Origin of the sequence: Caenimonas koreensis DSM 17982 (assembly GCF_009646335.1) — a bacterium.
Lineage (GTDB): Bacteria > Pseudomonadota > Gammaproteobacteria > Burkholderiales > Burkholderiaceae_C > Ramlibacter > Ramlibacter koreensis.
Map to the genome: position 1 here is coordinate 12,720 of NZ_WJBU01000022.1, position 24,323 is coordinate 37,042.

The following is a 24,323-nucleotide window of genomic DNA, read 5'->3' on the forward strand; positions in this document are numbered from 1 at the left end:
AAAGAATGTTCGAACAACTCGGTCTGATCGGGTGCGGCTTGATGGGCGGCTCGTTCGCGCTGGCGATGAAGCGGGCCGGCCTCGTCAAACGCGTCGTGGGTTACAGCAAGTCGCCCTCGACGACCGAGCGCGCACGCCAGATGGGCGTGATCGACGTCGAGGCCCCTTCCGCCCTGCTCGCTGTCTCGGGTGCAGATATCGTGCTGCTGGCCGTGCCCGTCTCGGCCACTGAAGCAACGCTCAAGGCCATCAAGCATCTGGTCACGCCAGACATGCTGATCATGGATGTTGGCTCCACCAAGCGCGACGTGATCGACGCCGCGCGACGCGTGCTGCGCGATCACGTCACATCATTCGTTCCGTGCCACCCGATCGCCGGCAGCGAAGCCTCAGGCGTCGAGCACGCAGATGCCGACCTGTACTACGGCAGGCAGGTCATCCTCACCCCCATCGACAAGACATCCACCAACCACGTGCAAAGCGCTGCATCGCTGTGGGAGGGCCTGGGGTGCAAAGTTCTGCGCATGACGCCGGAAGCGCACGACTCGGCCTTCGCGGCCGTGAGCCACCTGCCTCACCTGATCGCGTTTGCCCTGATCAACAGCATTTCCGGCCAGCAGAACGGCAAGGATTTCCTGCAGCTCGCCGGCCCGGGTTTCCGTGACTTCACGCGCATTGCGGCAAGCGACCCGAAGGTGTGGCGCGACATCCTGGTGGCCAATCGGCATGAGCTGCTCGACCAGACCAAGCTGTTCCGCCAGTCGCTCCACGCCATGGAACAGCTGATCGAGCACGGCGACACCGATGCGCTCGAGCAGGCGATAGCGCACGCCAGCGACACGCGAGCCAACTGGCGCATGGGCTCGAAGAAGCCTGCCTGACGCAAACGTCCGGCGCGCTTTTCATGTTCTCTACCCAGTTCCTCGACCTGCCGCCGCTGGACAGCGCGTCGGGCACCGTGCGGCTGCCGGGCTCCAAGAGCATCTCCAACCGCGTGCTGTTGCTGGCGGCCCTGTGCGCCGGAACCACCACCGTTTGCGACCTGCTCGACTCTGATGACACGCGCGTGATGCTCGACGCACTGCGAGCGCTCGGCTGCGGCGTCAGGCACCACGACGCTGCGGTCGAAATCACGGGCCTTGGCGGTCACCCACCTGCCTCGCACGCGCGTCTGTTCCTCGGCAATGCCGGCACGGCGATGCGGCCCCTCACGGCAGCCCTCGCACTGATGGGGGGCGAGTTCGAACTGAGTGGCGTTGCACGCATGCACGAGCGGCCCATCGGTGATCTGGTTGATGCGCTGCGCCAGCTCGGCTGCGACATCCAGTACACCGGCGTGCAGGGATATCCGCCACTGCGCGTGGGGCGCCCTGCGCTCAAGCTCGACGCGCCCATTCGCGTTCGCGGCGACGTCTCCAGCCAGTTCCTCACTGCGCTGCTGCTTGCACTGCCGCTGGTGGCCCGCCAGGACATCGTCATCGAAGTGGTGGGCGAACTGATCTCCAAGCCCTATGTGGAAATCACGCTGAACCTGCTCGCGCGATTCGGCATCAACGTCGAACGTGAGGGCTGGTCGAAGTTCACGATACGCGCCGGCGCGGCCTATCGCTCGCCTGGTGAAATCCATGTCGAAGCGGATGCGTCATCGGCAAGCTATTTCATCGCACTCGGCGCGATAGCGTCACCGCCTGGGCAGGGCATGCGGCTGCGCATCGAAGGCGTAGGCGAAGACTCCATCCAGGGCGACATCCGCTTTATCGAGGCGGCGCGGCAGATGGGCGCGACCATCACGGGGTTTGCTAACGCCATCGAAGTCAGGCGTGGCGCGTGGCCGCTGAAAGCGCTGGACCTCGACTGCAACCACATCCCCGATGCGGCCATGACGCTGGCTGTCATGGCGCTCTATGCCGACGGCACGACCACCCTGCGCAACATAGCGAGCTGGCGCGTGAAAGAAACCGACCGGCTCGCCGCCATGTGGAAAGAGCTGCGCAAGCTCGGCGCGAGCGTCGAGATCGGCGCCGATTTCATCCGCGTCACGCCGCCCGTGCAATGGAATGCGGCCAGCATCCACACCTACGACGACCATCGCATTGCGATGTGTTTTTCGCTCGCCGCCTTCAATCCCGCGCGCGTCGCGGTGCGCATCGAAGACCCCAAGTGCGTCGCGAAAACGTTCCCCGACTATTTCGAGACGCTGTTTACCGTCGTGCAGGCTCGCGCACAGGACATCCCGGTGATTTGCCTTGACGGGCCGACGGCATCCGGCAAGGGCACGCTCGCTGCCGAGCTCGCGCATCGGCTCGGCTACCACTACCTGGATTCAGGCGCCTTGTATCGCGTCACCGCATTCGCGGCACTTCGCGCGGGGCTCGAACTCGACGCCAGCAACGAGTCGGCCATCGCCGCGATGGCGCAGACCTTGCCCGTGCGCTTCATCGGCGGGCGCGTGCTGCTCGACGAATTCGACGTGACTGACGCCATCCGCAGTGAAGAAGGCGGGATGAATGCCTCGAAAGTGTCGGTATTGCCCGCCGTGCGCACCGCACTGGTGGCGCTACAGCACAGCTTTGCGCGCCTGCCAGGCCTGGTGGCCGACGGCCGCGACATGGGCACGGTGATCTTCCCCGATGCACCCCTGAAGGTGTACCTCACGGCCAGCGCCGCGCAGCGCGCGCAAAGGCGGCATAAGCAATTGATTTCAAAGGGAATTCCGGCTACAATCGACATCCTTCGCGCTGACCTGGAAGCGCGCGACGCACGAGACATGAATCGCGCGACCGCGCCCTTGAAGCCAGCGCAGGATGCCCTCCTTCTCGATAACTCGGGCCAGTCGGTTGAAGAATCGGTGGCACAAGTCTTCGAGTGGTGGGTAGCACGGCAAGCAATCGGCAAAAGCTGATCGCGTTGCCAAAACCGGTCCACATTGCTCCCCTCGCGCGTCAGCGCTCCGGCAGTGTGGTGAGCAACTTAACCCGTGGCCTCATGCGCCACACAAAGCTAATCAATGTCTGAATCTTTTGCCGCCCTGTTCGAGGAATCCCTGCAACGCTCAGAAATGCGCGCGGGCGAAGTCATCACCGCTGAAGTCGTTCGCATCGAACACAACTTCGTCGTCGTGAATGCCGGCCTCAAGTCCGAAGCCTACGTGCCCGTCGAGGAATTCAAGAACGACAAGGGTGAAGTCGAAGTCCAGGTCGGTGACTTCGTCTCGGTCGCCATCGACGCGATCGAAAACGGCTACGGCGACACCATCCTGTCGCGCGACAAGGCCAAGCGCCTGGCCTCGTGGATGAGCCTGGAAAAGGCCCTCGAGTCCGGCGAATTCGTCACCGGCACCACCTCCGGCAAGGTCAAGGGCGGCCTCACCGTCCTGGTCAACGGCATCCGCGCATTCCTGCCCGGCTCGCTGATCGACACGCGCCCCATCAAGGACCTGTCGCCTTACGAAAACAAGACGCTCGAGTTCAAGGTCATCAAGCTCGACCGCAAGCGCAACAACGTCGTGCTGTCACGCCGTGCCGTGGTCGAAGCCTCGATGGGCGAAGAGCGCGCCAAGCTGATGGAAACGCTGAAGGAAGGCTCCGTGGTTCGCGGTGTCGTCAAGAACATCACCGAATACGGTGCGTTCGTTGACCTGGGCGGTATCGACGGCCTGCTGCACATCACCGACATGGCATGGCGCCGTGTCCGCCACCCGAGCGAAGTCGTTCAGGCCGGCCAGGAAATCACCGCCAAGATCCTCAAGTTCGACACTGAAAAGAACCGCGTTTCGCTCGGCCTCAAGCAAATGGGCGATGACCCGTGGATGGGCGTTTCGCGCCGCTACCCCACCGGCACGCGCATGTTCGGCAAGGTCACGAACATCGCCGACTACGGCGCGTTCGTCGAACTCGAACCCGGCATCGAAGGCCTGGTGCACGTCTCTGAAATGGACTGGACCAACAAGAACGTCGCTCCTTCCAAGATCGTTTCGCTCGGCGACGAAGTCGAAGTCATGGTCCTGGAAATCGACGAAGACAAGCGCCGCATCAGCCTGGGCATGAAGCAGTGCAAGGCCAACCCGTGGCAGGAGTTCGCGCAAAACACCAAGCGCGGCGACCGCGTCAAGGGCCCGATCAAGTCGATCACCGACTTCGGCGTGTTCGTGGGCCTGGCTGCCGGCATCGACGGCCTGGTGCACCTGTCCGACCTGTCCTGGAACGAAGCTGGCGAAGCCGCTGTTCGCAACTACAAGAAGGGCCAGGAAGTCGAAGCGCTCGTGCTGGCCGTTGACGTCGACCGCGAACGCATCAGCCTGGGCATCAAGCAGCTCGACGCTGACCCGTTCACCACGTTCGTGTCGATCAACGACAAGGGCTCGGTCGTCACGGGCAAGGTCAAGACTGTGGACCCCAAGGGTGCAGAAATCGACCTGGGCCAGGAAATCCTCGGCTACCTGCGTGCTTCGGAAATCTCGCGCGACCGCGTCGAAGATGCCCGCAACGTGCTCAAGGAAGGCGACGAAGTCACCACCGTCATCGTCAACATCGACCGCAAGACACGCAACATCCAGCTCTCGATCAAGGCCAAGGACATGGCTGACGAGCAAGGCCAGATGGCCAACCTGAGCCAGCAGTCCTCGCGTGAAAACGCCGGCACGACCAGCCTGGGCGCCTTGCTGCGCGCCAAGCTGGACAACCCGCAGGACAAGCAGTAAGCAGTAGCCTGTCATTGCGGGCTCGTCCCGCAATCCAGTGCGGCGGTGAAATTGCCGCCACACTGGATGCTAGGGCCTCCCTGGCATGACGGCCCCTGACGCACCGTCCATGACAAGAAGCGATCTCGTCGAAGAACTGGCTGCACGATTCAGCCAGCTCACGCACCGCGACGCCGAGTTCGCCGTCAAGACCATTCTTGACGCGATGAGCGAAGCGCTGGTGCGCGGGCACCGCATCGAGATCCGTGGTTTCGGCAGCTTTTCGATCAACCGCCGCCCGCCGCGGATGGGGCGCAATCCCCGCTCCGGAGAAAGCGTCCACATCCCCGAGAAGCGCGTTCCGCACTTCAAGCCGGGCAAGGCGCTGCGCGAAGCGGTCGACAAACGCACGGCCGAGCTTCGCGGTTGAGCGTTGAGCTTCGCCGCTGGCTTCGCGGTTGAGCGTTGGGCGTTGAGCGTTGAGCGCCTTCGGTTTTCACCCCGAACGCCGAACGCTCAACGCCCCACCTAGAATACGAGCACGAGGAGCTCGATGAAATACCTGGTATGGCTGCTCAAGGCAGCCATTTTTTTTACCCTCTTTGCTTTCGCGCTGAACAACCAGCAGGAGGCAGTGGTCAACTTCTTCTTCGGCACCGCCTGGCGCGCGCCGCTGGTGCTCGTTGTGCTGGCCGCTTTCGCCGCAGGTCTCGCAGTAGGCGCCTTGGGCATGGTGCCGCGCTGGTGGAAGCACCGCGCCGAAGCACGCCGGGCGCATGCGGCAGCCGCCGCCCAATCCGCGGAAGTCCGCACCCCACCTTCCTCATCACCTCATGGACTTTGACCTCAGCTGGGTGCTCTGGGGGCTGCCCATCGCATTTGTTCTTGGCTGGCTCGCTTCGCGGCTCGACCTGCGCCAGTTGCGCATCGAAAACCGGCAAGCGCCCAAGGCTTACTTTCGCGGCCTGAACTTCCTGCTCAACGAGCAGCAGGACCAGGCCATCGACGCCTTCATCGAAGCCGTCCAGAAAGACCCCGACACCTCGGAGCTGCACTTCGCACTGGGCAATCTCTTTCGCCGCCGCGGCGAATACGAACGTGCGGTGCGCGTGCACGAACACCTGCTCTCCCGCGCCGACCTGAGCAAGGCTGAACGCCAGCGCGCACAGCACGCACTGGCACTGGACTTCCTCAAGGCCGGCCTGCTCGACCGCGCCGAAGACGCGCTGCGCAAACTCGAAGGCACGCCCTACGAAGGCCAGGCCCTGCTCGCCTTGCTTGCCATCTACGAGCGCACGCGCGACTGGCCCCATGCATCAGAGACAGCCAGCAAGCTCGACGCTTCCGGCCAGGGCAACTTCAGCGGGCGGCAGGCGCACTACCTGTGCGAGCAGGCAGCGAATGCACAACCCGCCGAGGCCGAAGCACTGCTGCGCCGCGCGATGCAGATGGCGCCAGAAGCCGCACGCCCCGGCATCGAGCTCGCCGCACTGCAACGCCGCGCCGGGGACGCGCGCGCGGCCTTCAACACCTTGATCGAGCACGCCGAGGCTGCCCCCGCCGCCATCCCCCTCCTGGCCAAGCCACTCACCGACGCCGCGCAGGCATCCGGCGAGCAGGAGAAGGCGCGCGAAGTGCTGCACCAGAGCTACGAGCTGTCGCCATCGCTCGACGTCCTCGAAGGCATCGTTGCACTCGAGCCAGACCCTGAGCAGGCACGCGCCTGGTACGTCAAGCACCTGGAGCGCGAACCGTCACTGGTCGCCGCTGCCAAGTGGCTGTCCGGCGAGAAGCTGGAGCACGAGCAGTTTCACAAGCAAGTCCAGGGCGCACTCGATCACGCGACCAAGCCGCTCACGCGCTACCGCTGCGCCGCCTGCGGCTTCGAGGCCAAGCAGCATTTCTGGCAATGCCCCGGCTGCCAGGCCTGGGACAGCTACCCCGCACGACGAGTCGAAGAGCTATGACCCATCCAACCAAAGAACAGATCGCCAAGGCACGCGTGCTCGTCGTGGGCGACGCGATGCTCGACCGCTACTGGCACGGCGCTGTCGATCGCATCTCGCCCGAAGCACCCGTGCCGGTCGTGAAGGTCAACCGCGAAGAAGAGCGCATCGGTGCAGCGGCGAACGTTGCGTACAACGTCGTCACGCTCGGTGCGCAAGCCAGCTTCCTGGGTGTCGTCGGCGACGACGAAGCGGGCAAGCGGCTGGAAGCGCTGCTCAAGCAAACCGGCATCTCCACTCACCTCAAGCGCGATGCGGGCCTGAAGACCACCGTCAAGCTGCGCGTCATCGGCCGCCAGCAACAACTGCTGCGCATGGACTTCGAAAGCGAGCCTGACCACGAAGCACTCGGCATGCAGACGGAAACCTTCACGCAGATCGCGCCGCAGCACGATGCAGTCCTGTTCTCTGACTACGGCAAAGGCGGCCTCGCGCACATCGGCGAAATGATTTCCGAGGCGCGCGCCAAGAAGCAGGCCGTGCTGATCGACCCCAAGGGCTCCGACTATTCGCGCTACAGCGGCGCCACGGTCATCACGCCGAATCGCGCGGAATTGCAGCAGGTGGTCGGCCACTGGCGCGACGACGCAGAACTGACGATGCGCGCGCAACGCCTGCGTGACGATCTCCATCTCGACTCACTGCTGGTCACGCTCGGCGAGGACGGCATGACCCTCTTCGACGCAAACGGCCAGCTGCACGTGGGCGCGCAGGCGCGAGAAGTGTTCGACGTCACAGGCGCGGGCGACACCGTCATCGCCACACTCGCAACGCTCGTCGCAGCGGGCGTTTCGTTGCGCGACGCGATGCCGCTTGCCAACAAGGCCGGCGGCATCGTCGTGGGCAAGTTCGGCACGGCCACCGTGTCGTACGAGGAGTTATTCGCATGACACGAATCGTGGTCACTGGCGCGGCCGGGTTCATCGGCGCCAACATCATCAAGGGCCTGAACGCGCGCGGCATCGACGACATCATCGCGGTAGATGACCTCACGCAAGGCGACAAGTTTCGCAACCTCGCTGACCTGAAGATCGCCGACTACATCGATCGCGACGATTTCTACGATGCGTTCGCCGACAACTTCTTCGGCAAGGTCGAGGCCGTGTTCCACGAGGGCGCGTGCAGCGACACGATGGAGACCGACGGCAAGTACATGATGGACAACAACTACACCTTGTCGTGTGGCTTGTTCCAGGCCTGCCAGGAGCGCGGCACAAGGCTCCTGTACGCATCATCTGCAGCAACGTACGGCGGCAGCGACACTTTCCGCGAATCGCCCGAGTTCGAGCGGCCGCTCAACGTGTACGGCTATTCCAAGCTCCTGTTCGACCAGCGCATGCGGCGTCAGTGTGGCAACGACTTCAAGGAAATGAAGAGGCAGGTGGCGGGCTTTCGCTACTTCAACGTGTACGGCCCGCGCGAGCAGCACAAGGGCCGCATGGCCAGCGTGGCGTTCCACCAGTTCAACCAGTTCCGCGCAGAAGGCAAGGTCAAGCTGTTCGGCGAATACGGTGGCTATGGCCCGGGCGAGCAGATGCGCGACTTTGTGTATGTCGATGATGTCGTGGCCGTGAACCTGTGGTTCCTCGACCATCCCGACAAGTCGGGCATCTTCAACCTCGGCTCGGGGCGCGCGCAGCCGTTCAACGATGTTGCCGTGGGCGTGATCAACGCCCTGCACGGCCAACCAGCTGGCCAGCCTTTCAACGCGGCGAGCGCAGCCCAGGCCGGCCTCATCGAATACGTGCACTTCCCTGACGCCCTTCGCGGCAAGTACCAGTGCTACACGCAGGCTGACCTGTCGGCACTGCGGGCAGCCGGTTGCCACCACGTGTTCGACGACGTGCAGACGGGCGTGGCGAAGTACATGGCCGCGCTGTCTGCGGCCTGATTGCGCCGGGCGTCAACCGGCAGATCATCCGGCCCGTTAGGGATGCGGCCCAGCCACCGGCTGGCCTTTCAAAAGAACCTCTGGAGTTTGCTCACATGCTGAAGAAAATCCTGGCCATCGTGGCCATGCTGTACGCCGCCGCGACGTTCGCCGCCGTGGATGTCAACAAAGCCACCGCCGCCGATCTCGACGGCATCAAGGGCATCGGCCCGTCCATCTCCGCCAAGATCGTCGATGAGCGCAAGAAGGGCTCGTTCAAGGACTGGCAAGACTTCATCGACCGCGTCAAGGGCGTGGGCGAAGGCAATGCAGCCAAGTTCTCGGCTGAAGGCCTGACGGTCAACGGCTCCGCCTTCAAGGGCGCCGCTGCTGCCCCGGCTGCACCGGCCAAGAAGGACGAGAAGCCCGCAGCTGCTGCCAAGGAAGAGAAGAAGGACGCCAAGGCAGCCGCTGCTGACGAGAAGAAGGCCGCGAAGGAAACCGCCAAGGAAGAAAAGGCCGCCGCCAAGAAGGAAGCCAAGGAAGAGAAGAAGGCTGCTGAAGCCAAGAAGGACGCCAAGGTCGAGAAGGCTGAAGCCAAGAAGGACGAAAAGACCGCCAAGGCTGATGCGAAGGAAGCAAAGGCTGAAGCCAAGGCCGACGCGAAGGCTGCCTCTGCTGCAAAGCCGGATGCGAAGGCTGACGCGAAGGCCGCCCCCGCTGCCAAGTCAGATACCAAGCCCGCCGCAGCCGCCAAGGCAGACGCCAAGCCGGCAGCCGCAGCTTCTGCTGCCGCCAGCGCCAAGAAGTAAAACTTCTCTCGCGCGAACGCCCTGCAACTTGTGGGGCGCGCAAAAAAAGAGCCCGCTATCTCAGCGGGCTCTTTTCATTTCAGGCCGGCTTGCCGTAACCCCCGCCACCCGGCGTATGAATCTCGAAAATATCGCCCGGCGCCATCTCCGCCTGCCCGATGTGATCGAGCTGTTCCACAGAGCCACCCTGCCGCACAACACGGTTGATCCCTACCTGGCCCGGCAGGCCACCAGCCATCCCGAACGAGCCATGCTTGCGCCCGTTCGACAGGATGCTCGCCGTCATCGCCTCCAGGAAGCGCACGCGCCGCACGCCGCCATCGCCGCCCTTCCACTGGCCTGCGCCGCCTGAGCCCTTGCGAATCTCATAGCTCTCCAGCCGCACCGGAAAGCGGAACTCCAGCACTTCAGGGTCCGTCAGCCGCGAGTTCGTCATGTGCGTCTGCACGACGCTCGTGCCGTTGAAACCCTCGCCGGCACCGCTGCCACCCGAGATGGTCTCGTAGTACTGATGCCGCTTGTTGCCGAAGGTGAAGTTGTTCATCGTGCACTGGCTCGCAGCCATCACCCCCAGCGCGCCGTACAGCGTGTTCGTGATGCAAGTCGACGTCTCCACATTGCCCGCCACCACTGAAGCAGGCGGATTCGGGTTGAGCATCGACGCTTCTGGAATGATCACCTTCAGCGGCTTCAAGCATCCCGCGTTGAGCGGAATGTCATCGTCCACCAGCGTGCGGAAGACATACAGCACCGCCGCCATGCACACCGCCGTCGGCGCGTTGAAGTTGTTCACTTGCTGCGGTGACGTGCCCGTGAAATCAATCTCCGCGCTGCGGTTCTTCGCATCCACGCGAATCGCCACTTTGATCTGCGCGCCGTTGTCCAGCGGCAACGTGAACGCACCGTCTTTCAGTCGCGTGATCACGCGCCGCACCGACTCTTCGGCGTTGTCCTGCACGTGGCGCATGTAGGCCTGCACAACGTCCAGGCTGAACTGGTCCACCATCTTGCGCAGTTCCTGCACGCCCTTCTCGTTAGCCGCGATCTGCGCCTTCAAGTCCGCCATGTTCTGCTCAGGGTTGCGGCTCGGGTACTTGCTGCTTCTCAGCAAATCGAGCATCTCCTGCTCACGCAACACACCGCGATCGACCAGCTTCACATTGTTGATCTGCACGCCCTCTTCCTCGATCAACGTCGAGAACGGCGGCATCGAGCCAGGTGTCGTTCCGCCAATGTCGGCGTGATGCCCGCGAGACCCCACATAGAAGAGAGGTTGAGGGTCGGGCGTTGAGCGTTCAGCGGAACCTCCCTCACGCCCAACGCCGGACGCCGGACGCCCAACGTGCAAATACACAGGCGTGATCACCGTCACGTCGGGCAAGTGCGTGCCGCCGTGATATGGGTCGTTCAGCACATACACATCGCCCGGCGACATGCGGCCCGCGTTCTCGCGCACCACCGTCTTGATGCTCTCGCCCATCGAACCCAGGTGCACCGGCATGTGCGGTGCATTCGCGATGAGGTTGCCTTCCGCGTCGAACAGCGCACACGAAAAATCGAGCCGCTCCTTGATGTTCACCGAGTACGCGGTGTTCTGCAGTTGCAGACCCATCTGCTCGGCGATATTCATGAAAAGGTTGTTGAACACTTCGAGCAGCACGGGGTCGACCGTGGTGCCCGCCGCGTACTTCACCACCCGCGCCACACGACGATCCAGCACGATGTGATCAAGCGCCGTCAGCTGCGCCTCCCAACCCGGCTCTACCACCGTCGTCGCATTCTTCTCCGCGATGATCGCCGGCCCCGCGATGATGTCGCCCGCACGCATGTCCTCGCGCACGACCAGTGCGGCGTCGTGCCACTGCCCGCCCGAGTACATGCGCACCGTCTCACGGCGCGGCACAGCGCGCGCAGGATGCACTTCGTGGCGCGGCTCTCCGGGCGCATCGCCCGACACAACCGCTTCCACCGAAACCGCCTCGACCATCATCGCCTTGCCCGGCATCAGGAAGGCAAATCGCTGGCGATAAGCAGCCTCGAATCCCGCAACGATATGCGCCAGATCGCCAAACGACACGACCAGCGCCGAATCACTGCCTTCATAGCGCACATGCACGCGGTGGTGAATGTGCACCCGCCCGGCATTCACCTGCTGGCGCTCCAACTCGCCCTGCGCCGCCTTGCCCAGCACATCGAGCCGCTGCGCAATCAGCGGCAACGACGCCTGCACCAGCGGCAGCTCGATAGCCTCTTCACGAATTGCGTTCTGGTCCGCCAGGCCCATGCCATACGCCGACAGCACACCCGCCAGCGGATGCACGAACACACGCGTCATGCCGAGCGCGTCGGCCACCAGGCAAGCGTGCTGGCCGCCCGCGCCCCCGAAACACTGCAGCGTGTAGCGCGTCACGTCATAGCCGCGCGCCACTGAAATCTTCTTGATCGCATTCGCCATCTGCTGCACGGCGATGTTGATAAAGCCTTCAGCCACCACTTCGGCGCTGCGGCCTGTCTTGCCCGCGAGTTCATTGAACTTCGCCTGAACCGTCTCGTAGCTCAGCGCTTCATCGGCCTTCGGCCCGAACACTTTCGGAAAGTAGCGCGGCTGGATCTTGCCGACCATGACGTTCGCATCGGTCACTGCGAGCGGCCCGCCACGGCGGTAACTCGCCGGCCCAGGATTGGCGCCCGCACTCTGCGGCCCCACGCGAAAACGCGACCCATCGAACTCAAGAATCGACCCACCACCCGCCGCCACCGTGTGTATGCTCATCATCGGCGCGCGCATGCGCACACCGGCCACTTGCGTTTCGAACTCACGCTCGAACTCACCCGCGAAGTGCGACACGTCAGTGGACGTGCCACCCATGTCAAAGCCAATCACCTTGTCGTGCCCGCCCAGCTGCGCTGTGCGCGCCATGCCCACAATGCCCCCCGCTGGCCCCGACAAAATCGCGTCCTTGCCCTGGAACGCATGCGCATCAGTCAAGCCACCCGACGACTGCATGAAGAACAGCTTCACGCCCGGCATTTCGGAAGCAACCTGCTCCACATAGCGGCGCAAGATAGGCGAGAGATAAGCGTCCACCACTGTCGTGTCGCCACGGCTGACGAACTTCATCATCGGGCTGGTTTCGTGCGACGTGCTGATCTGCGTGAAGCCCGCTTCCTGCGCAATGCGCTTCGCCGCCTTCTCATGCTCCTGGAAGCGATAGCCGTGCATGAACACGATGGCCACAGTGCGCAGCCCCTTTGCGTACGCGGCCAGCAAGTCCTGCCGCAGCTGCGCTTCATCCAGCGCCGCAACTACTTCACCTTGCGCACCAACGCGCTCGTGCGCCTCGACCACATCCGAATAAAGCAACTCCGGCAACATGATGTTGCGATCGAAGATGCGCGGACGGTTCTGGTAGGCGATGCGCAGCGCGTCGCGAAAGCCCTTGGTCGTCACCAGCAGCGTCGGCTCGCCCTTGCGTTCGAGCAGCGCGTTTGTCGCGACGGTCGTGCCCATCTTCACGCATTCGACCTGCGCCGGCGTGACAGGCTCACCGGGCTTGAGCCCCAGCAAGTGGCGAATGCCTGCCACCGCTGCGTCGCGATACTGCTCGGGGTTTTCCGACAGCAGCTTGTGCGTGACGATGCTGCCATCGGGCCGCTTGGCAACCACGTCCGTGAATGTGCCGCCCCGGTCGATCCAGAATTGCCAGCGTGCGCCGGGCGTTGAAGATGCGTTGTCCTGCATGTCTTGCCTGTTTGTTGCCGGCCAATCGTACTTCTTCAGGCCGCCAGCGAATCAGCGGTGAGCGCCTGCTTGAGCGCAGGCGAGTCGGCCAGGCTCAGCACCCGCCAGCCCGTTGCCGCGCGAATCGCCTGTGCATACGGCGGCAGGTTCGTGCATTCGAGCACCAGCGTCGCAAGCGCAGGCGCCCTCGCCTGCAGTCGCGTCGCAGCCTGCACCACTTCCTGCGCGACGCGGTCGAAGTCCATGGTCTCGCTGTTGCCCATGATGGCGCGCGAGAACGCACCGTCCGCAGGCATGCCCTCAATGAAAACATCGCGCAGCCTGGCTGCCGGCACACCGGCGCGAAGCAAGTGCTCATCGCCCAGCCTGTCCGCGCTGATGGTCAACACGCCAACGGCCTGCTCGTGCGCCAGCAGCGCGGGCAGCTGCAGCAGGCTCGAACTCACCAGCGGCACGGACGAAGCACTCGCCAGTTGGTCCTGCAGCAGCACCAGGAAGCCGCAGCTGGTGGTGATCGCCGCGACACCGCGCATCTCCAGCCGCCGGATCCCTGCCTCGAACAGCGGCAGCAGCTCGCTCGCTCGCAAAGCCGCCGCAGTCGTCACCGCATCCTGCGGGCCGACGCCCTCCACCACCAGCAACTGCGTCGGCACGCCCCAGCTCGCAGGGTTGCCCAAGTCGCCCAGCGGACGCGGAAAGCGCGTCTGCAGCATCAGGATGCCGAGGCTGCGCATGCCGCCGGGGGGAAATCCCGGTGTCGCTGGCGCAATACTTGCATTTATGCTGTGACCGTTGTCGTCCATCCATTCGCATTCTCACGGAGAGACCATGAAATTCAAACTTGCCTTGTTCGCCACCGCGCTCACGACTGCGCTCACCTTGGGCACCAGCGCCTTCGCTCAAACCAAGTGGGACCTGCCCGCCGCCTACCCGGCATCGAACTTCCACACCGAAAACCTGGTGCAGTTCGCTGCTGATGTCGACAAGGCCACCGCCGGCAAGCTCAAGATCACCGTGCATGCCAACGCAGCGCTCTTCAAGGCGCCTGAGATCAAGCGCGCCGTGCAGCAAGGCCAGGCCCAGGCCGGTGAAATCCTGCTGGTCAACTTCGAGAATGAAAACCCGCTCTTCGGTCTGGACGGTGTGCCCTTCCTGGCCACGGGTTATGCCGATTCGATGAAGCTGTATCGCGCGTCCAAGCCAGCCCTTGAGAAGATGTTTGCCGCGCAAAACATCCGCCTGCTCTACACCGTGGCATGGCCGCCGCAGGGCATTTACGCCAACCGCACGATCAATTCGGCAGCTGACATGAAGGGCCTGAAGTGGCGCGCGTACAGCCCCGCCACAGCCAAGATCGCCGAGCTCGTAGGTGCGCAGCCTGTGACGGTGCAGGCGGCTGAACTGTCGCAGGCCCTCGCCACAGGCGTTGTCGATTCGTACATGTCGTCGGGCTCCACCGGCTACGACTCCAAGACGTATGAGCACATCAAGAACTGGTACAACACGCAGGCCTGGCTTCCGAAGAACGCGGTGATTGTCAATGCCGCCGCGTTCAACGCACTCGACAAGCCCACGCAAGACGCCGTACTGAAGGCTGCAGCTGATGCCGAGTCGCGCGGCTGGAAGCTGAGCGAAGAAAAGAACGGCTGGTATGTCGACCAGCTCAAGGCCAAGGGCATGAACATCATCCAGCCGAGCGCGCAGCTCAGCGCAGACCTCAAGAAGGTCGGCGACACGATGCTGAACGAGTGGCTCGCCAAGGCTGGTGCCGACGGCAAGGCCGTTGTTGACGCGTACCGCAAGTAACTGTTCACGATGAAAGGCAATCCCGCTGCGACGCAATGGCGCAGCGGGATTTTTTTACGATGAGACGATTCCTCGACATGCTTTATGACGGCGCGGCCTGGCTGGCTGCGCTGGCCATGATCGGCGTGCTGCTGATGGTGCTGCTGTCCATCATCAGCCGCCAGGTCGGCTTTCACGCGCCGGGCACTGATGCCTATGCGGGCTACAGCATGGCAGCAGCGGGCTTTCTCGCGCTCGCCCACACGCTCAAGCGCAACGAGCACATCCGCGTCACGCTGCTGCTCGGCCGGCTCAAAGGCAAGGCGTTGCATGGCCTTGAAATGTGGGCGCTGACGGCTGCGATTTTTCTCTCGGGCCTGTTCGCGTTTTACTCCGTGCGCCTGGCCTGGCAGTCGCGTGTGATCAACGACATTTCAACTGGCAACGACGCCACGCCCTTGTGGATTCCGCAGATCGCCATGGCTGCCGGCACAGTGATCCTGCTGATCGCATTCATCGACGAGTGGTGGCTTGAACTATCGGGCCGCCGCACCACGACTGCCAACGAAGAGGCGCTCCACAATGAATGACGTTGCTGTCACCACGCTGCTGATCGTTGCGTTGTTTGCGCTGCTCGGCAGCAGCGTCTGGATTGGCCTCACGCTCTCGGGCGTTGCATGGATCGGCATGCAGCTGTTCTCGTCGCGACCTGCGGGAGACGCGATGGCGATCACGGTGTGGGGGTCTGCGTCGAGCTGGACGCTCACTGCCCTTCCGCTTTTCGTGTGGATGGGCGAGATTCTCTTTCGAACCAAGCTGAGCGAGAGCATGTTCAAGGGGCTGGCGCCGTGGGTGGACAAGCTGCCGGGCCGCTTGCTGCACACCAACGTGATCGGCTGCACGATCTTCGCGGCGGTGTCGGGTTCGTCCGCTGCCACCTGCGCCACGATCGGCAAGATGACCCTGCCCGAGCTGGGCAAGCGCGGCTACCCGGAGACGATCACGATCGGCTCCCTGGCGGGCGCGGGCACCTTGGGCCTGCTCATTCCGCCGTCGATCATCATGATCGTGTATGGCGTGTCGGCGGATGTGTCGATTGCGCGGCTGTTCGTCGCAGGCATCTTTCCGGGCATCCTGCTTGCCTCGCTCTTTTCCGCCTACATCGCGATCTGGTCGCTGATGCACAAGGACCAGATTCCGCTGCCCGATAGCACGATGACTTTCGCGCAGCGCGTGTACGAGTCGCGGCACCTGATTCCGGTGGTGCTGCTTATTGCATGCGTGCTCGGGTCGATCTACACGGGCATTGCGACGGCCACCGAGGCTGCGGCACTGGGCGTTGTCGGCTCGCTCGTGCTCTCGCTGGTGCAGGGCTCGCTCAACTGGGCGACGTTCCGCGATTCGCTGCTTGGCGCGACGCGCCTGTATTGCATGATCGCGCTGATTCTCTCGGGCGCTGCCTTCCTCACGCTGGCGATGGGCTATATCGGCCTGCCGCGGCACCTGGCGGAGTTCGTGACCGGGCTGGGCTTAAGCCCGTTCATGCTGATCATTGCACTGGCGATTTTTTACGTGATCCTCGGCTGCTTTCTTGATGGCATCTCGATGGTGGTGCTCACGATGGGTGTGATCCTGCCCACGGTGCAAGCCGCGCAGATCGACCTGATCTGGTTCGGCATCTTCATCGTGATCGTGGTCGAGATGGCGCAGATCACGCCGCCCGTCGGCTTCAATCTGTTTGTGCTTCAGGGCATGACGGGCAAGGAGATCACGTGGATTGCGCGCGTCACCATGCCGTTCTTCTTCCTGATGTGCGGCATGGTGCTGCTGCTGTGGTTCTTCCCGCAGATTGCGGTGTGGTTGCCGGGGAAGATGTAGGGCTGCGTCGGTTGCGCGGTTATGTTCAGAGCGCTCTTCTGTTCAGGGCGCTCTATTGTTCAGGGCAGCTCGCGTCAGGCGGACTCTGGCGCGGCCTCCTGCTGTGACGGTTTGCGCTGTCGCGCAAACTTCGCTTTGAAATTTGTCTTCAGGCCGGCGCAAAAGAACTCCCTGCGAGTTTGCAAGCAAACTCTCCGGTCAAACAGCTTTTGCGAGTCAGTTCACGTGTCGCGCAAGCGCGATCCGGCCTGAAGACAAATTTCAAAGCCGCTCACAAAAGTCGGCCGCGCCAGAGTCCGCCTGCCGCGAGCCGACGGCAGCGCTTGATCAACGAGGCACCGACCGCACCGTGTTTTGCGAGCTACTGCGCGCAGCAATTGGCCGCAGATATCGCATCGCTCGACCGCACTGCCCCTCATCCCAGGCAATGCGAAGCGAGCCGAGACCTGGTCACACCCACCCAGTTGGTTAACTCGCGGCAGGTGGACTCTGGTGGGGCCGATATCTTTTGTGGCTTCAAGAATTGGCTCGAAGGCGGATCGCGCTCGACCGCAGGTCGACTCAAGAGCTTTTGCGACACGTCAACTGACTTGCAAAAGCTGTTTGAGCGGAGAGTTTGCTTGCAAACTCGCAGCGAGTTCTTTTGCACCGCCTTCGAGCCAATTCTTGAAGCGACGTTTGCGCGACCAGCGCAAACCACAAAAGCATGAGGCCCCGCCAGAGTCCACCTGACGCGAGCGCCCCGAAAAACCAGACGACCCCAACCAAGCCGCAACACTAAGAGACCAACCACCCCCCACCCAGCGCCCGATACAGCAACACCTGGTTCTGCAACTGCAGCAGCCGCGCCTGAATCAACGCCTGCTGCGCCGCGAACAATGAACGCTGCGCATCGAGCAAATCCAGATAGCTCGACACACCGTTGTCATAGCGCAGCTTCGACAGCTTGTAGCGAGCCGACTCCGCCTCCACCACCGCCTCTTGCGCACGCAATTGATCGACCAGCGTCGCGCGGCCCGCCAGCGCGTCAGCCACCTCGCGGAAGGCCGACTGGATCGCCTTCTCGTACTGCGCAACGGCAATATCACGCGAGACATTCGCCGCCCGCAGGTTGGCCGAATTGCGGCCCGCATCAAAGATCGGCAACGTGAGCCCCGGCGCGGCAGTGAACGCCCAGCTGCCGCTGTTGAACAGGCCCGACAGCTGCGTGCTCGCCGTGCCGAACGCTGCAGTGAGCGAGATGCGCGGGAAGAACGCAGCGCGCGCAGCGCCAATGTTGGCATTGGCCGCCATCAACTGCTGCTCGGCCTGCCGCACATCGGGCCGGCGCACGAGCACATCAGATGGCACACCCGCGGGCAAGTCTGCAAGCCTGATGCTAGCCGTGCCCTTGGCCACCGGCGGGTTGGCCGGCAACGGCTGGCCGACGAGGAGCGTGAGCGCGTTGATATCAATCGCGCGCTGGCGCTGCTGCTGCGCATAGGCGACGCGAGCGCTTTCGAACAACGATTGCGCCTGCCGGAAGTCCAGCTCCGACGCGGCGCCGTTGTCAAAGCGCAGACGCGTCAGGCGCAGCGATTCTTCGCGCGTCGCCAGTGTCTGGCGCGTCAGCTCCATCAGCTCTTCATCGGCAACCAGGCTCAGCCACGTGTTGGCCACCGTGGAGATGAGCGTCATCTGCGCAGCCTTGCGGCCTTCTTCCGTGGCGAGGTATTGCGCGAGCGCTGCCTCGCTCAGCGACGCGATGCGGCCAAAGAAATCGACCTCCCACGCCGTGATGCCCAGGCCGACTGAATAGGTGGTCGATGAGCCGCCGCCACTCTTGGGCGCGCGCGATGCATTCACGGCAGCGCCGATCGTCGGGAAGCGGTCCGCAGTGCGAATGTCGTATTGCGCACGCGTCTGCTCGACGTTCAGGATCGCCACGCGCAGGTCGCGGTTGTTGGCCAGCGCAGCACCGATCAACTCGCGCAGGCGCGCATCGGCGAAGAACGACTGCCATTGCAAGTCGGCCGCAGCCGTGCCGGCCGCCGACGATCCGTACGGAAAGTTCGCTGCGACCGGTGCGGCGGGCCGCTCGTAAGCCGGGATCATCGAGCAGCCGGCAAGCGCGGCCAGCATCACCGCTGTGGCGGGCCAACGAAGAGTCATGCGGTTGCTCATACCTGGTCTCCCGCACGCGCGCCGGGCGGCAAGTCGGCGTCTTCATGTGCGTACATGCGCCGCTGCCGCTCGCTGTCCTTGAAGTAGCTGCGCACCACCACGAAGAACACGGGCACGAACAGCACGGCGAGCGTGGTCGCGGTGATCATGCCGCCCATCACGCCGGTGCCAATCGCGCGCTGGCTGGCCGAGCCCGCGCCCGTGGCAATCACCAGCGGCAGCACGCCCAGGATGAACGCAAGCGACGTCATGATGATCGGGCGGAACCGCAGGTGGCACGCCTGCAGCACGGCTTCAATGATCGGCTTGCCCTGCGCCTGCAGGTCCTTCGCGTATTCAATGATCAGCACCGCGTTCTTGGCAGACAAGCCAATGATCGTGATCAGGCCCACCTTGAAGTACACGTCGTTCGGAAAGCCCCGCAGCGTTGCGCCGAGCAGCGCACCGACGATGCCCAGCGGCACCACCAGAATCACCGCCATAGGAATCGACCAGCTTTCATACAGCGCTGCCAGGCACAGGAACACCGCCAGCAGCGAGAAGCCGAGCAGCACGAACGCCTGCGAGCCCGATAGCTTTTCTTCGCGCGAGACGCCCGTCCATTCGAAGCCGAAGCCCGCGGGCAGTTGCGCTGCGAGCCGCTCCATCTCGTCCATCGCATCGCCCGTGCTCTTGCCTGCAACCGCGTCGCCCGAGATGCGCATGGCGGGGTAGCCGTTGTAGCGCACCGTCTGCATCGCGCCCTTGATCCAGCGCGTTGTCGCAAAGGCCGATAGCGGAACGGCCACACCCTTGTTGTTCAACACCGAGACCTTGAGCAAATCACCCGGCTGCATGCGGTTGGGTGCATCGGCCTGCACCACCACACGCTGCAAACGGCCGCGATTGGGAAAGTCATTCACATACGACGAACCCAGCGATGTGCTGAGCGCTGCGTTGATCGAATCGAACGTCACGCCCAGCGCATTCGCCTTGTCGCGGTCGATGTCGAGCTGCAGCTGCGGTGCGTCTTCAAGACCATCCGGGCGCACGCCCGTGATGATCTTGCTCTGCCCGGCCAGCCCCAGCAGCTGGTTGCGCGCCGCGACCAGTGCTTCATGGCCGGCGCCCGAGCGGTCTTGCAGGCGGAAGTTGAAGCCGGTGGCGTTGCCCAACTCCGGAATGGCAGGCGGGCTCACCGCAAAAATGAACGCATCACGAATGCCCGACAGCGCACCGAAAGCACGGCCCGCAATTGCACCGGCAGCGTGCTCGGCGCCGCTGCGGTCGCTCCAGTCTTTCAGCGTCACAAAGCCCAGGCCCGCGTTCTGCCCCTGGCCTGAGAACGAGAAGCCCAGCACGCTGACCATGCTCTGCACTTCGGGCTGCTTGAGGATGTAGTTCTCGACCTGCGACATCACAGCCGTGGTACGGTCAACCGTTGCACCCGGCGGCAATTGCACATTGACGATGAGGTAGCCCTGGTCTTCACTCGGCAGGAACGACGCCGGCAGGTGCAGGAACAGGATCACCACGCAGCCGATCACCGCGGCATATACCGCCAGCGCACGGCCCGCGCGCCGCAGGATGCGCGACACCAGGCTCTCGTAGCCGCTCGCCGTCTTCTTGAAGCCCCGGTTGAACCGGCCGAAGAAGCCGCGCCGCTCCAGGTTATGCCCGGCATCGACCCGCTGCAGCAGCGTCGCGCACAGCGCCGGCGTGAGCGACAGCGCCATGAACGCCGAGAAGATGATCGACGTGAGCATCACCGCGGAGAACTGCTTGTAGATGTTGCCCACCGCACCACCAAAGAACGCCAGCGGCACGAACACGGAGACGAGCACCACCGTCACGCCGACGATCGCACCCTGGATCTGCCCCATCGCCTTGCGCGTCGCTTCACGCGGCTCCAGGCCTTCTTCGCTCATGATCCGCTCGACGTTCTCGACCACGACGATCGCGTCATCGACCACGATGCCGATCACCAGCACCATGCCGAACATCGTGAGCACGTTGATCGAAAAGCCCAGCGCCAGCAGCACCGCAAAAGTGCCCAGCAGCGACACAGGCACGACGATCGCGGGGATCGCCGTGTAGCGCAGGTTTTGCAGGAACAGGTACATCACCAGGAACACCAGCACCATCGCCTCGACGAGTGTCTCCACCACCTGCGAGATCGAGATCGAGACGAAGCGCGAGCTGTCGTACGGAATCGCCCACTTCATGCCGGGCGGGAAGTACTTCGACAGCTCTTCCATCCGTGCGCGAATCGCCTTCGCGGTCGCCAGCGCATTGCCGCTGGGCGACAGCTGCACGCCGATGCCGGTAGAAGGCTTGCCGTTCAGCCGTGCCGACACGGCGTAGCTCTGTCCGCCCAGCTCGATGCGCGCCACATCACGCAGCCGCACCGACGAGCCATCCGTGTTCGCACGCAGCACAATGTTGCCGAACTGCTCGACGGAGGTGAGCTGGCCGTTGACAACGACCGTGGCAGAGATGCCCTGGCCCTTGACGTTGGGCAGGTCGCCAATGGTGCCGGACGACACCTGTGCGTTCTGCGCGCGGATCGCGCTCGTCACGTCGGCAGCGGCGAGGTTGAATGAGACAAGCTTGGCCGGGTCGATCCAGATGCGCATCGAGCGCTCGGTGCCGAACAGCTGCGCCTGGCCCACGCCGGGGATGCGCTGGATTTCCGGCAGCACGGAGCGCGATGCGTAGTCGCCCAGCGCAACCGGGTCCCATGCCGGGTCGTCGCTCGACAAAATCGTGAAGAGCAGGAAGTTGGCGCGCGCCTTGTCCACACGCACGCCCTGCTGCGTCACAGCGGCAGGCAGGCGCGGCGATGCGCGGCTGAGGCGGTTTTGCACATCGACCTGTGCAAGGTCAGGATTGGTGCCGGTTTCGAACGACAGCGTGATCTGCCCGCCGCCGTTGGCCTGCGCGACTGACTCCATGTAGATCAGGCCGGGCGAGCCATTCATTTCCTGCTCGATGATCGACAGCACACTGTCTTCGAGCGTCTGCGCCGAAGCGCCGGGGTACGTTGCCGAGACAACGATGGACGGCGGCGCAACGGAGGGGTATTGCGCAACCGGCAGCTTGGTGATGGCCACGCCGCCGAGCACGAGCACGAACAGCGCGATCACCCACGCAAAGACCGGCCGGTCGATGAAGAACTTCGACATGCGCGGCCCTTACGACTTTGCCGGTGCGGCGGAGGATGCAGGCGCGGCACCCGAAGCGGTGGCAGAAGGTGCGCCCGGTGCACCCGATGCGCCCGCCTTGGGCGCCGTGCCCGGGGGTGACCACGGCACCGCCTTCACGGGCGCGTTGGGCCGCAGCTTCTGGAAGCCATCGACCATCACCTGCTCACCCGGCTTGAGGCCGTCGGTCACAACCCACTGACCGTTCTGCTCGTTGCTGATCTTGACGGGGCGCGGCGCCACCTTGCCCTCTTTGTCCACCACCATCACGCTGTCGCCTTGCGGCGAACGCGTCACGGCCTGTTGCGGCAGCAGCACCGCATTGCCCGCGACGGCTTGCTCGATGAGCACGCGCACATACAGGCCCGGTAGCAGCACGCCGTTGGCATTCGGGATTTCTGCGCGCAATGTGATCTGGCCGCTGGTCGGGTCCACCGACAAGTCGGAGAAGAGCAGCTTGCCCGGTTGCGGGTATTGCGTGCCGTCTTCGAGCATCACTTTCACCTGCGCGCCTTCAAGGCCTGCAGAGCGCTTCAACTTGCCCTGCGCAAGCGCGTTGCGCATCTTCATGACTTCAGCGGCGGACTGCGTGAAGTTGACGTACATGGGGTTGATCTGCTGGATCACGGCGAGTGGCGTTGCCTCGCCCTGCCCAACCAGCGCGCCTTCGGTCACCAGCGCGCGGCCGATGCGGCCGGAGATCGGCGCCGTCACCGTCGCGTAGCCCAGGTTGATGCTTGCCGTTTGCACAGCGGCGCGGCTCACGGCAACCTCAGCCTCGGCGGCCTTCTCTGCCGCCACGGCGTTCGCGTAGTCCTGCTTGCTGATCGCATTGGCTTCGACAAGCGGCTTGTACCGCTCGGCCAGCGCCTTTGCGTTGGCGAGGTTGGCCTGTGCACGCGCGAGCGTGGCCTGTGCGCTGGCTTGCGCCGCTGCATAGGTGGCACCGTCAATCGTGAAAAGCGGCTGGCCCTGTCGCACGTCAGAGCCTTCGCGGAACACACGCTTGAGCACGATGCCTGCTGCCCGCGCCCGCACTTGCGCCACACGAGACGCTTCAAGGCGGCCCGGCAATTCGGTGACCAGGCCCACCTCACCGGTAGCAACTGTGATGACACCCACTTCAGGTGGCGGCATACCGCCTGGGCCACCAGGCCCACCGGGGCCAGAGCCCTGGCCGCAGGCGGCAATGAGTGCAAGGGGAAGCGAGAGGGTGAGGAGAAGATAGGTACGCATCGGCAAAGGAGTATGCCGCGTGATCATGTCTTTCGCTGTCAGCAGGGCAAACCGCGCGCCTGCACGCTGACACGACGATCACGGATGAGCTGTGCGTGCGCACCAGCACGGGGCCAGCCGGTGGCAACCCGACGTTGGCATACTCGCGCTATTGCACCCTTTTTGAATGGCGAGTCCTGTCATGCCGCTGTCGATTCCGCTCCTGTTGCGCCAGTTCGCCCGCGCCCTCTCCGGTGCCCTGCTGGTCTTGGCCGCCCTCGCCGCCCACGCGGGTGAAGTGCAAGTCGCCGTCGCATCCAACTTCACCGCGCCCATGCAAAAAATCGCGGCGATGTTCGAGCAGGACACGGGGCACAAAGCCCAGGTGGCATACGGCTCCACAGGGCGCTTCTATGCACAGGTCAAAAACGGCGCGCCCTTTGATGTGCTGCTCGCTGCCGACAACGAAACACCGCAGCGCCTGATGGAAGACTCGCTGGCCGTCAAAGGCATGGCCTTCACCTACGCCAAAGGCAAGCTCGTGCTGTGGAGCGCGAAGCCGGGTGTTGTGGATGAGAGTGGCAGCGTGCTGCGCAATGGCCGTTTCGACAAACTCGCCATTGCAGACCCGAAGCTCGCACCGTATGGCCTGGCCGCAATGGAAGTGCTGTCCACACTGAAGATCGCGCAGGTGGTCGAGCCCAAGCTGGTGCGCGGCGAAAACATTTCGCAGGCCTATCAATTCGTGGCCACTGGCAACGCGCAGATTGGGCTCGTTGCGCTCTCGCAAGTGAGCCTGGACGGCAAGATCACGCAAGGCTCCGCCTGGGTGATGCCGGGCGGCTACTACACGGCCATCCTGCAAGACGCCGTGCTGCTCAACAAAGGCCTGGGCAACCCGGCCGCGCTGGCGTTGATGGACTACCTGCGCACCGACAAAGTCCGCGCGCTGATCCGCACCTACGGCTACGACAACTGAGCCGGCAGCCACC

Annotated in this window: 18 protein-coding genes; 13 read left to right on the plus strand and 5 right to left on the minus strand. The window is 63.8% G+C overall.

From position 1 onward, the window contains the following. The first annotated feature begins 5 nt into the window (after positions 1-5). The 9 genes from GHT07_RS18560 (at position 6) to GHT07_RS21765 (ending at position 9,366) form a co-directional block, all read left to right on the plus strand. Complete coding sequence (locus GHT07_RS18560) at positions 6-881, plus strand: prephenate dehydrogenase (RefSeq protein WP_153586598.1); 876 nt, start codon at positions 6-8, stop codon at positions 879-881. Positions 882-904: 23 nt separating this feature from the next. Next, complete coding sequence (locus tag GHT07_RS18565; RefSeq protein WP_153586599.1) at positions 905-2,902, plus strand: bifunctional 3-phosphoshikimate 1-carboxyvinyltransferase/cytidylate kinase; 1,998 nt, start codon at positions 905-907, stop codon at positions 2,900-2,902. 105 nt (positions 2,903-3,007) lie between these two features. Beyond that, positions 3,008-4,699, plus strand: coding sequence for a 30S ribosomal protein S1 (gene rpsA, locus GHT07_RS18570; protein ID WP_153586600.1), 1,692 nt, complete (start codon positions 3,008-3,010; stop codon positions 4,697-4,699). A 109-nt stretch (positions 4,700-4,808) separates the two neighbouring features. Then, positions 4,809-5,108 (plus strand): integration host factor subunit beta, encoded by a 300-nt coding sequence (locus GHT07_RS18575; protein WP_153586601.1) that lies wholly within the window; start codon positions 4,809-4,811, stop codon positions 5,106-5,108. A 123-nt stretch (positions 5,109-5,231) separates the two neighbouring features. Next, complete coding sequence (locus GHT07_RS18580) at positions 5,232-5,522, plus strand: LapA family protein (RefSeq protein ID WP_153586602.1); 291 nt, start codon at positions 5,232-5,234, stop codon at positions 5,520-5,522. Further along, a complete protein-coding gene (gene lapB / locus GHT07_RS18585; RefSeq protein ID WP_153586603.1) occupies positions 5,512-6,645 on the plus strand; it encodes a lipopolysaccharide assembly protein LapB in 1,134 nt (377 codons plus the stop codon). Before GHT07_RS18580 ends, lapB begins: the two co-directional genes overlap by 11 nt. Then, positions 6,642-7,574, plus strand: a complete 933-nt coding sequence (rfaE1, locus tag GHT07_RS18590) for a D-glycero-beta-D-manno-heptose-7-phosphate kinase (protein ID WP_153586604.1) — start codon at positions 6,642-6,644, stop codon at positions 7,572-7,574. Before lapB ends, rfaE1 begins: the two co-directional genes overlap by 4 nt. Beyond that, positions 7,571-8,575, plus strand: a complete 1,005-nt coding sequence (gene rfaD, locus GHT07_RS18595) for an ADP-glyceromanno-heptose 6-epimerase (protein ID WP_153586605.1) — start codon at positions 7,571-7,573, stop codon at positions 8,573-8,575. The genes rfaE1 and rfaD overlap by 4 nt, the downstream gene beginning before the upstream one ends. A gap of 95 nt (positions 8,576-8,670) precedes the next feature. Further along, positions 8,671-9,366 carry a ComEA family DNA-binding protein gene (locus GHT07_RS21765; protein ID WP_153586606.1) on the plus strand — a complete coding sequence of 232 codons (696 nt, stop codon included), beginning with the start codon at positions 8,671-8,673 and terminating at the stop codon, positions 9,364-9,366. Positions 9,367-9,445: 79 nt separating this feature from the next. On the opposite strand, the gene GHT07_RS18605 is transcribed toward GHT07_RS21765, so the two are convergent. After that, positions 9,446-13,108 (minus strand): hydantoinase B/oxoprolinase family protein, encoded by a 3,663-nt coding sequence (locus GHT07_RS18605; RefSeq protein ID WP_153586607.1) that lies wholly within the window; start codon positions 13,106-13,108, stop codon positions 9,446-9,448. Positions 13,109-13,143: 35 nt separating this feature from the next. After that, positions 13,144-13,911, minus strand: a complete 768-nt coding sequence (locus GHT07_RS18610; protein WP_228488437.1) for an aspartate/glutamate racemase family protein — start codon at positions 13,909-13,911, stop codon at positions 13,144-13,146. A 25-nt stretch (positions 13,912-13,936) separates the two neighbouring features. On the opposite strand from GHT07_RS18610, the gene GHT07_RS18615 reads away from it, so the two are divergent. The 3 genes from GHT07_RS18615 to GHT07_RS18625 are packed head-to-tail and all read left to right on the plus strand — an operon-like array spanning position 13,937 to position 16,771. Then, the gene (locus tag GHT07_RS18615; protein WP_153586608.1) at positions 13,937-14,914 is read left to right on the plus strand and encodes a TRAP transporter substrate-binding protein; all 978 of its coding nucleotides are present in this window, start codon (positions 13,937-13,939) and stop codon (positions 14,912-14,914) included. Positions 14,915-14,973: 59 nt separating this feature from the next. After that, a complete protein-coding gene (locus GHT07_RS18620; protein ID WP_153586609.1) occupies positions 14,974-15,483 on the plus strand; it encodes a TRAP transporter small permease in 510 nt (169 codons plus the stop codon). Then, positions 15,476-16,771, plus strand: a complete 1,296-nt coding sequence (locus tag GHT07_RS18625; RefSeq protein WP_153586610.1) for a TRAP transporter large permease — start codon at positions 15,476-15,478, stop codon at positions 16,769-16,771. Before GHT07_RS18620 ends, GHT07_RS18625 begins: the two co-directional genes overlap by 8 nt. A 777-nt stretch (positions 16,772-17,548) precedes the next feature. Here GHT07_RS18625 and GHT07_RS18630 read toward each other — a convergent pair. From GHT07_RS18630 to GHT07_RS18640, 3 genes are read right to left on the minus strand one after another with little or no spacing between them, the layout of a single operon-like run. Further along, positions 17,549-18,922, minus strand: coding sequence for an efflux transporter outer membrane subunit (locus GHT07_RS18630; protein WP_228488438.1), 1,374 nt, complete (start codon positions 18,920-18,922; stop codon positions 17,549-17,551). An 8-nt stretch (positions 18,923-18,930) separates the two neighbouring features. Further along, positions 18,931-22,098 carry an efflux RND transporter permease subunit gene (locus GHT07_RS18635; protein WP_153586612.1) on the minus strand — a complete coding sequence of 1,056 codons (3,168 nt, stop codon included), beginning with the start codon at positions 22,096-22,098 and terminating at the stop codon, positions 18,931-18,933. A 9-nt stretch (positions 22,099-22,107) separates the two neighbouring features. Further along, a complete protein-coding gene (locus GHT07_RS18640; protein ID WP_228488439.1) occupies positions 22,108-23,352 on the minus strand; it encodes an efflux RND transporter periplasmic adaptor subunit in 1,245 nt (414 codons plus the stop codon). Positions 23,353-23,533: 181 nt separating this feature from the next. Here GHT07_RS18640 and modA point away from each other — a divergent pair, with 181 nt between their 5' ends. Next, positions 23,534-24,310: a molybdate ABC transporter substrate-binding protein gene (modA, locus tag GHT07_RS18645; RefSeq protein WP_153586638.1), complete on the plus strand. Its 777-nt coding sequence runs from the start codon at positions 23,534-23,536 to the stop codon at positions 24,308-24,310. Positions 24,311-24,323 lie beyond the last annotated feature (13 nt).

Coding starts and splice junctions, on each gene's coding strand:
- rfaE1 (WP_153586604.1), top strand. CDS start 6,642: ATGACCCATCCAACCAAAGAACAGATCGCCAAGGCACGCGTGCTCGTC.
- GHT07_RS18640 (WP_228488439.1), bottom strand. CDS start 23,352: ATGCGTACCTATCTTCTCCTCACCCTCTCGCTTCCCCTTGCACTCATT.
- GHT07_RS18575 (WP_153586601.1), top strand. CDS start 4,809: ATGACAAGAAGCGATCTCGTCGAAGAACTGGCTGCACGATTCAGCCAG.
- GHT07_RS18610 (WP_228488437.1), bottom strand. CDS start 13,911: ATGGACGACAACGGTCACAGCATAAATGCAAGTATTGCGCCAGCGACA.
- GHT07_RS18560 (WP_153586598.1), top strand. CDS start 6: ATGTTCGAACAACTCGGTCTGATCGGGTGCGGCTTGATGGGCGGCTCG.
- GHT07_RS18615 (WP_153586608.1), top strand. CDS start 13,937: ATGAAATTCAAACTTGCCTTGTTCGCCACCGCGCTCACGACTGCGCTC.
- GHT07_RS18580 (WP_153586602.1), top strand. CDS start 5,232: ATGAAATACCTGGTATGGCTGCTCAAGGCAGCCATTTTTTTTACCCTC.
- GHT07_RS18605 (WP_153586607.1), bottom strand. CDS start 13,108: ATGCAGGACAACGCATCTTCAACGCCCGGCGCACGCTGGCAATTCTGG.
- lapB (WP_153586603.1), top strand. CDS start 5,512: ATGGACTTTGACCTCAGCTGGGTGCTCTGGGGGCTGCCCATCGCATTT.
- rfaD (WP_153586605.1), top strand. CDS start 7,571: ATGACACGAATCGTGGTCACTGGCGCGGCCGGGTTCATCGGCGCCAAC.
- rpsA (WP_153586600.1), top strand. CDS start 3,008: ATGTCTGAATCTTTTGCCGCCCTGTTCGAGGAATCCCTGCAACGCTCA.
- GHT07_RS18635 (WP_153586612.1), bottom strand. CDS start 22,098: ATGTCGAAGTTCTTCATCGACCGGCCGGTCTTTGCGTGGGTGATCGCG.
- modA (WP_153586638.1), top strand. CDS start 23,534: ATGCCGCTGTCGATTCCGCTCCTGTTGCGCCAGTTCGCCCGCGCCCTC.
- GHT07_RS18625 (WP_153586610.1), top strand. CDS start 15,476: ATGAATGACGTTGCTGTCACCACGCTGCTGATCGTTGCGTTGTTTGCG.
- GHT07_RS18565 (WP_153586599.1), top strand. CDS start 905: ATGTTCTCTACCCAGTTCCTCGACCTGCCGCCGCTGGACAGCGCGTCG.
- GHT07_RS18630 (WP_228488438.1), bottom strand. CDS start 18,922: ATGACTCTTCGTTGGCCCGCCACAGCGGTGATGCTGGCCGCGCTTGCC.
- GHT07_RS21765 (WP_153586606.1), top strand. CDS start 8,671: ATGCTGAAGAAAATCCTGGCCATCGTGGCCATGCTGTACGCCGCCGCG.
- GHT07_RS18620 (WP_153586609.1), top strand. CDS start 14,974: ATGAGACGATTCCTCGACATGCTTTATGACGGCGCGGCCTGGCTGGCT.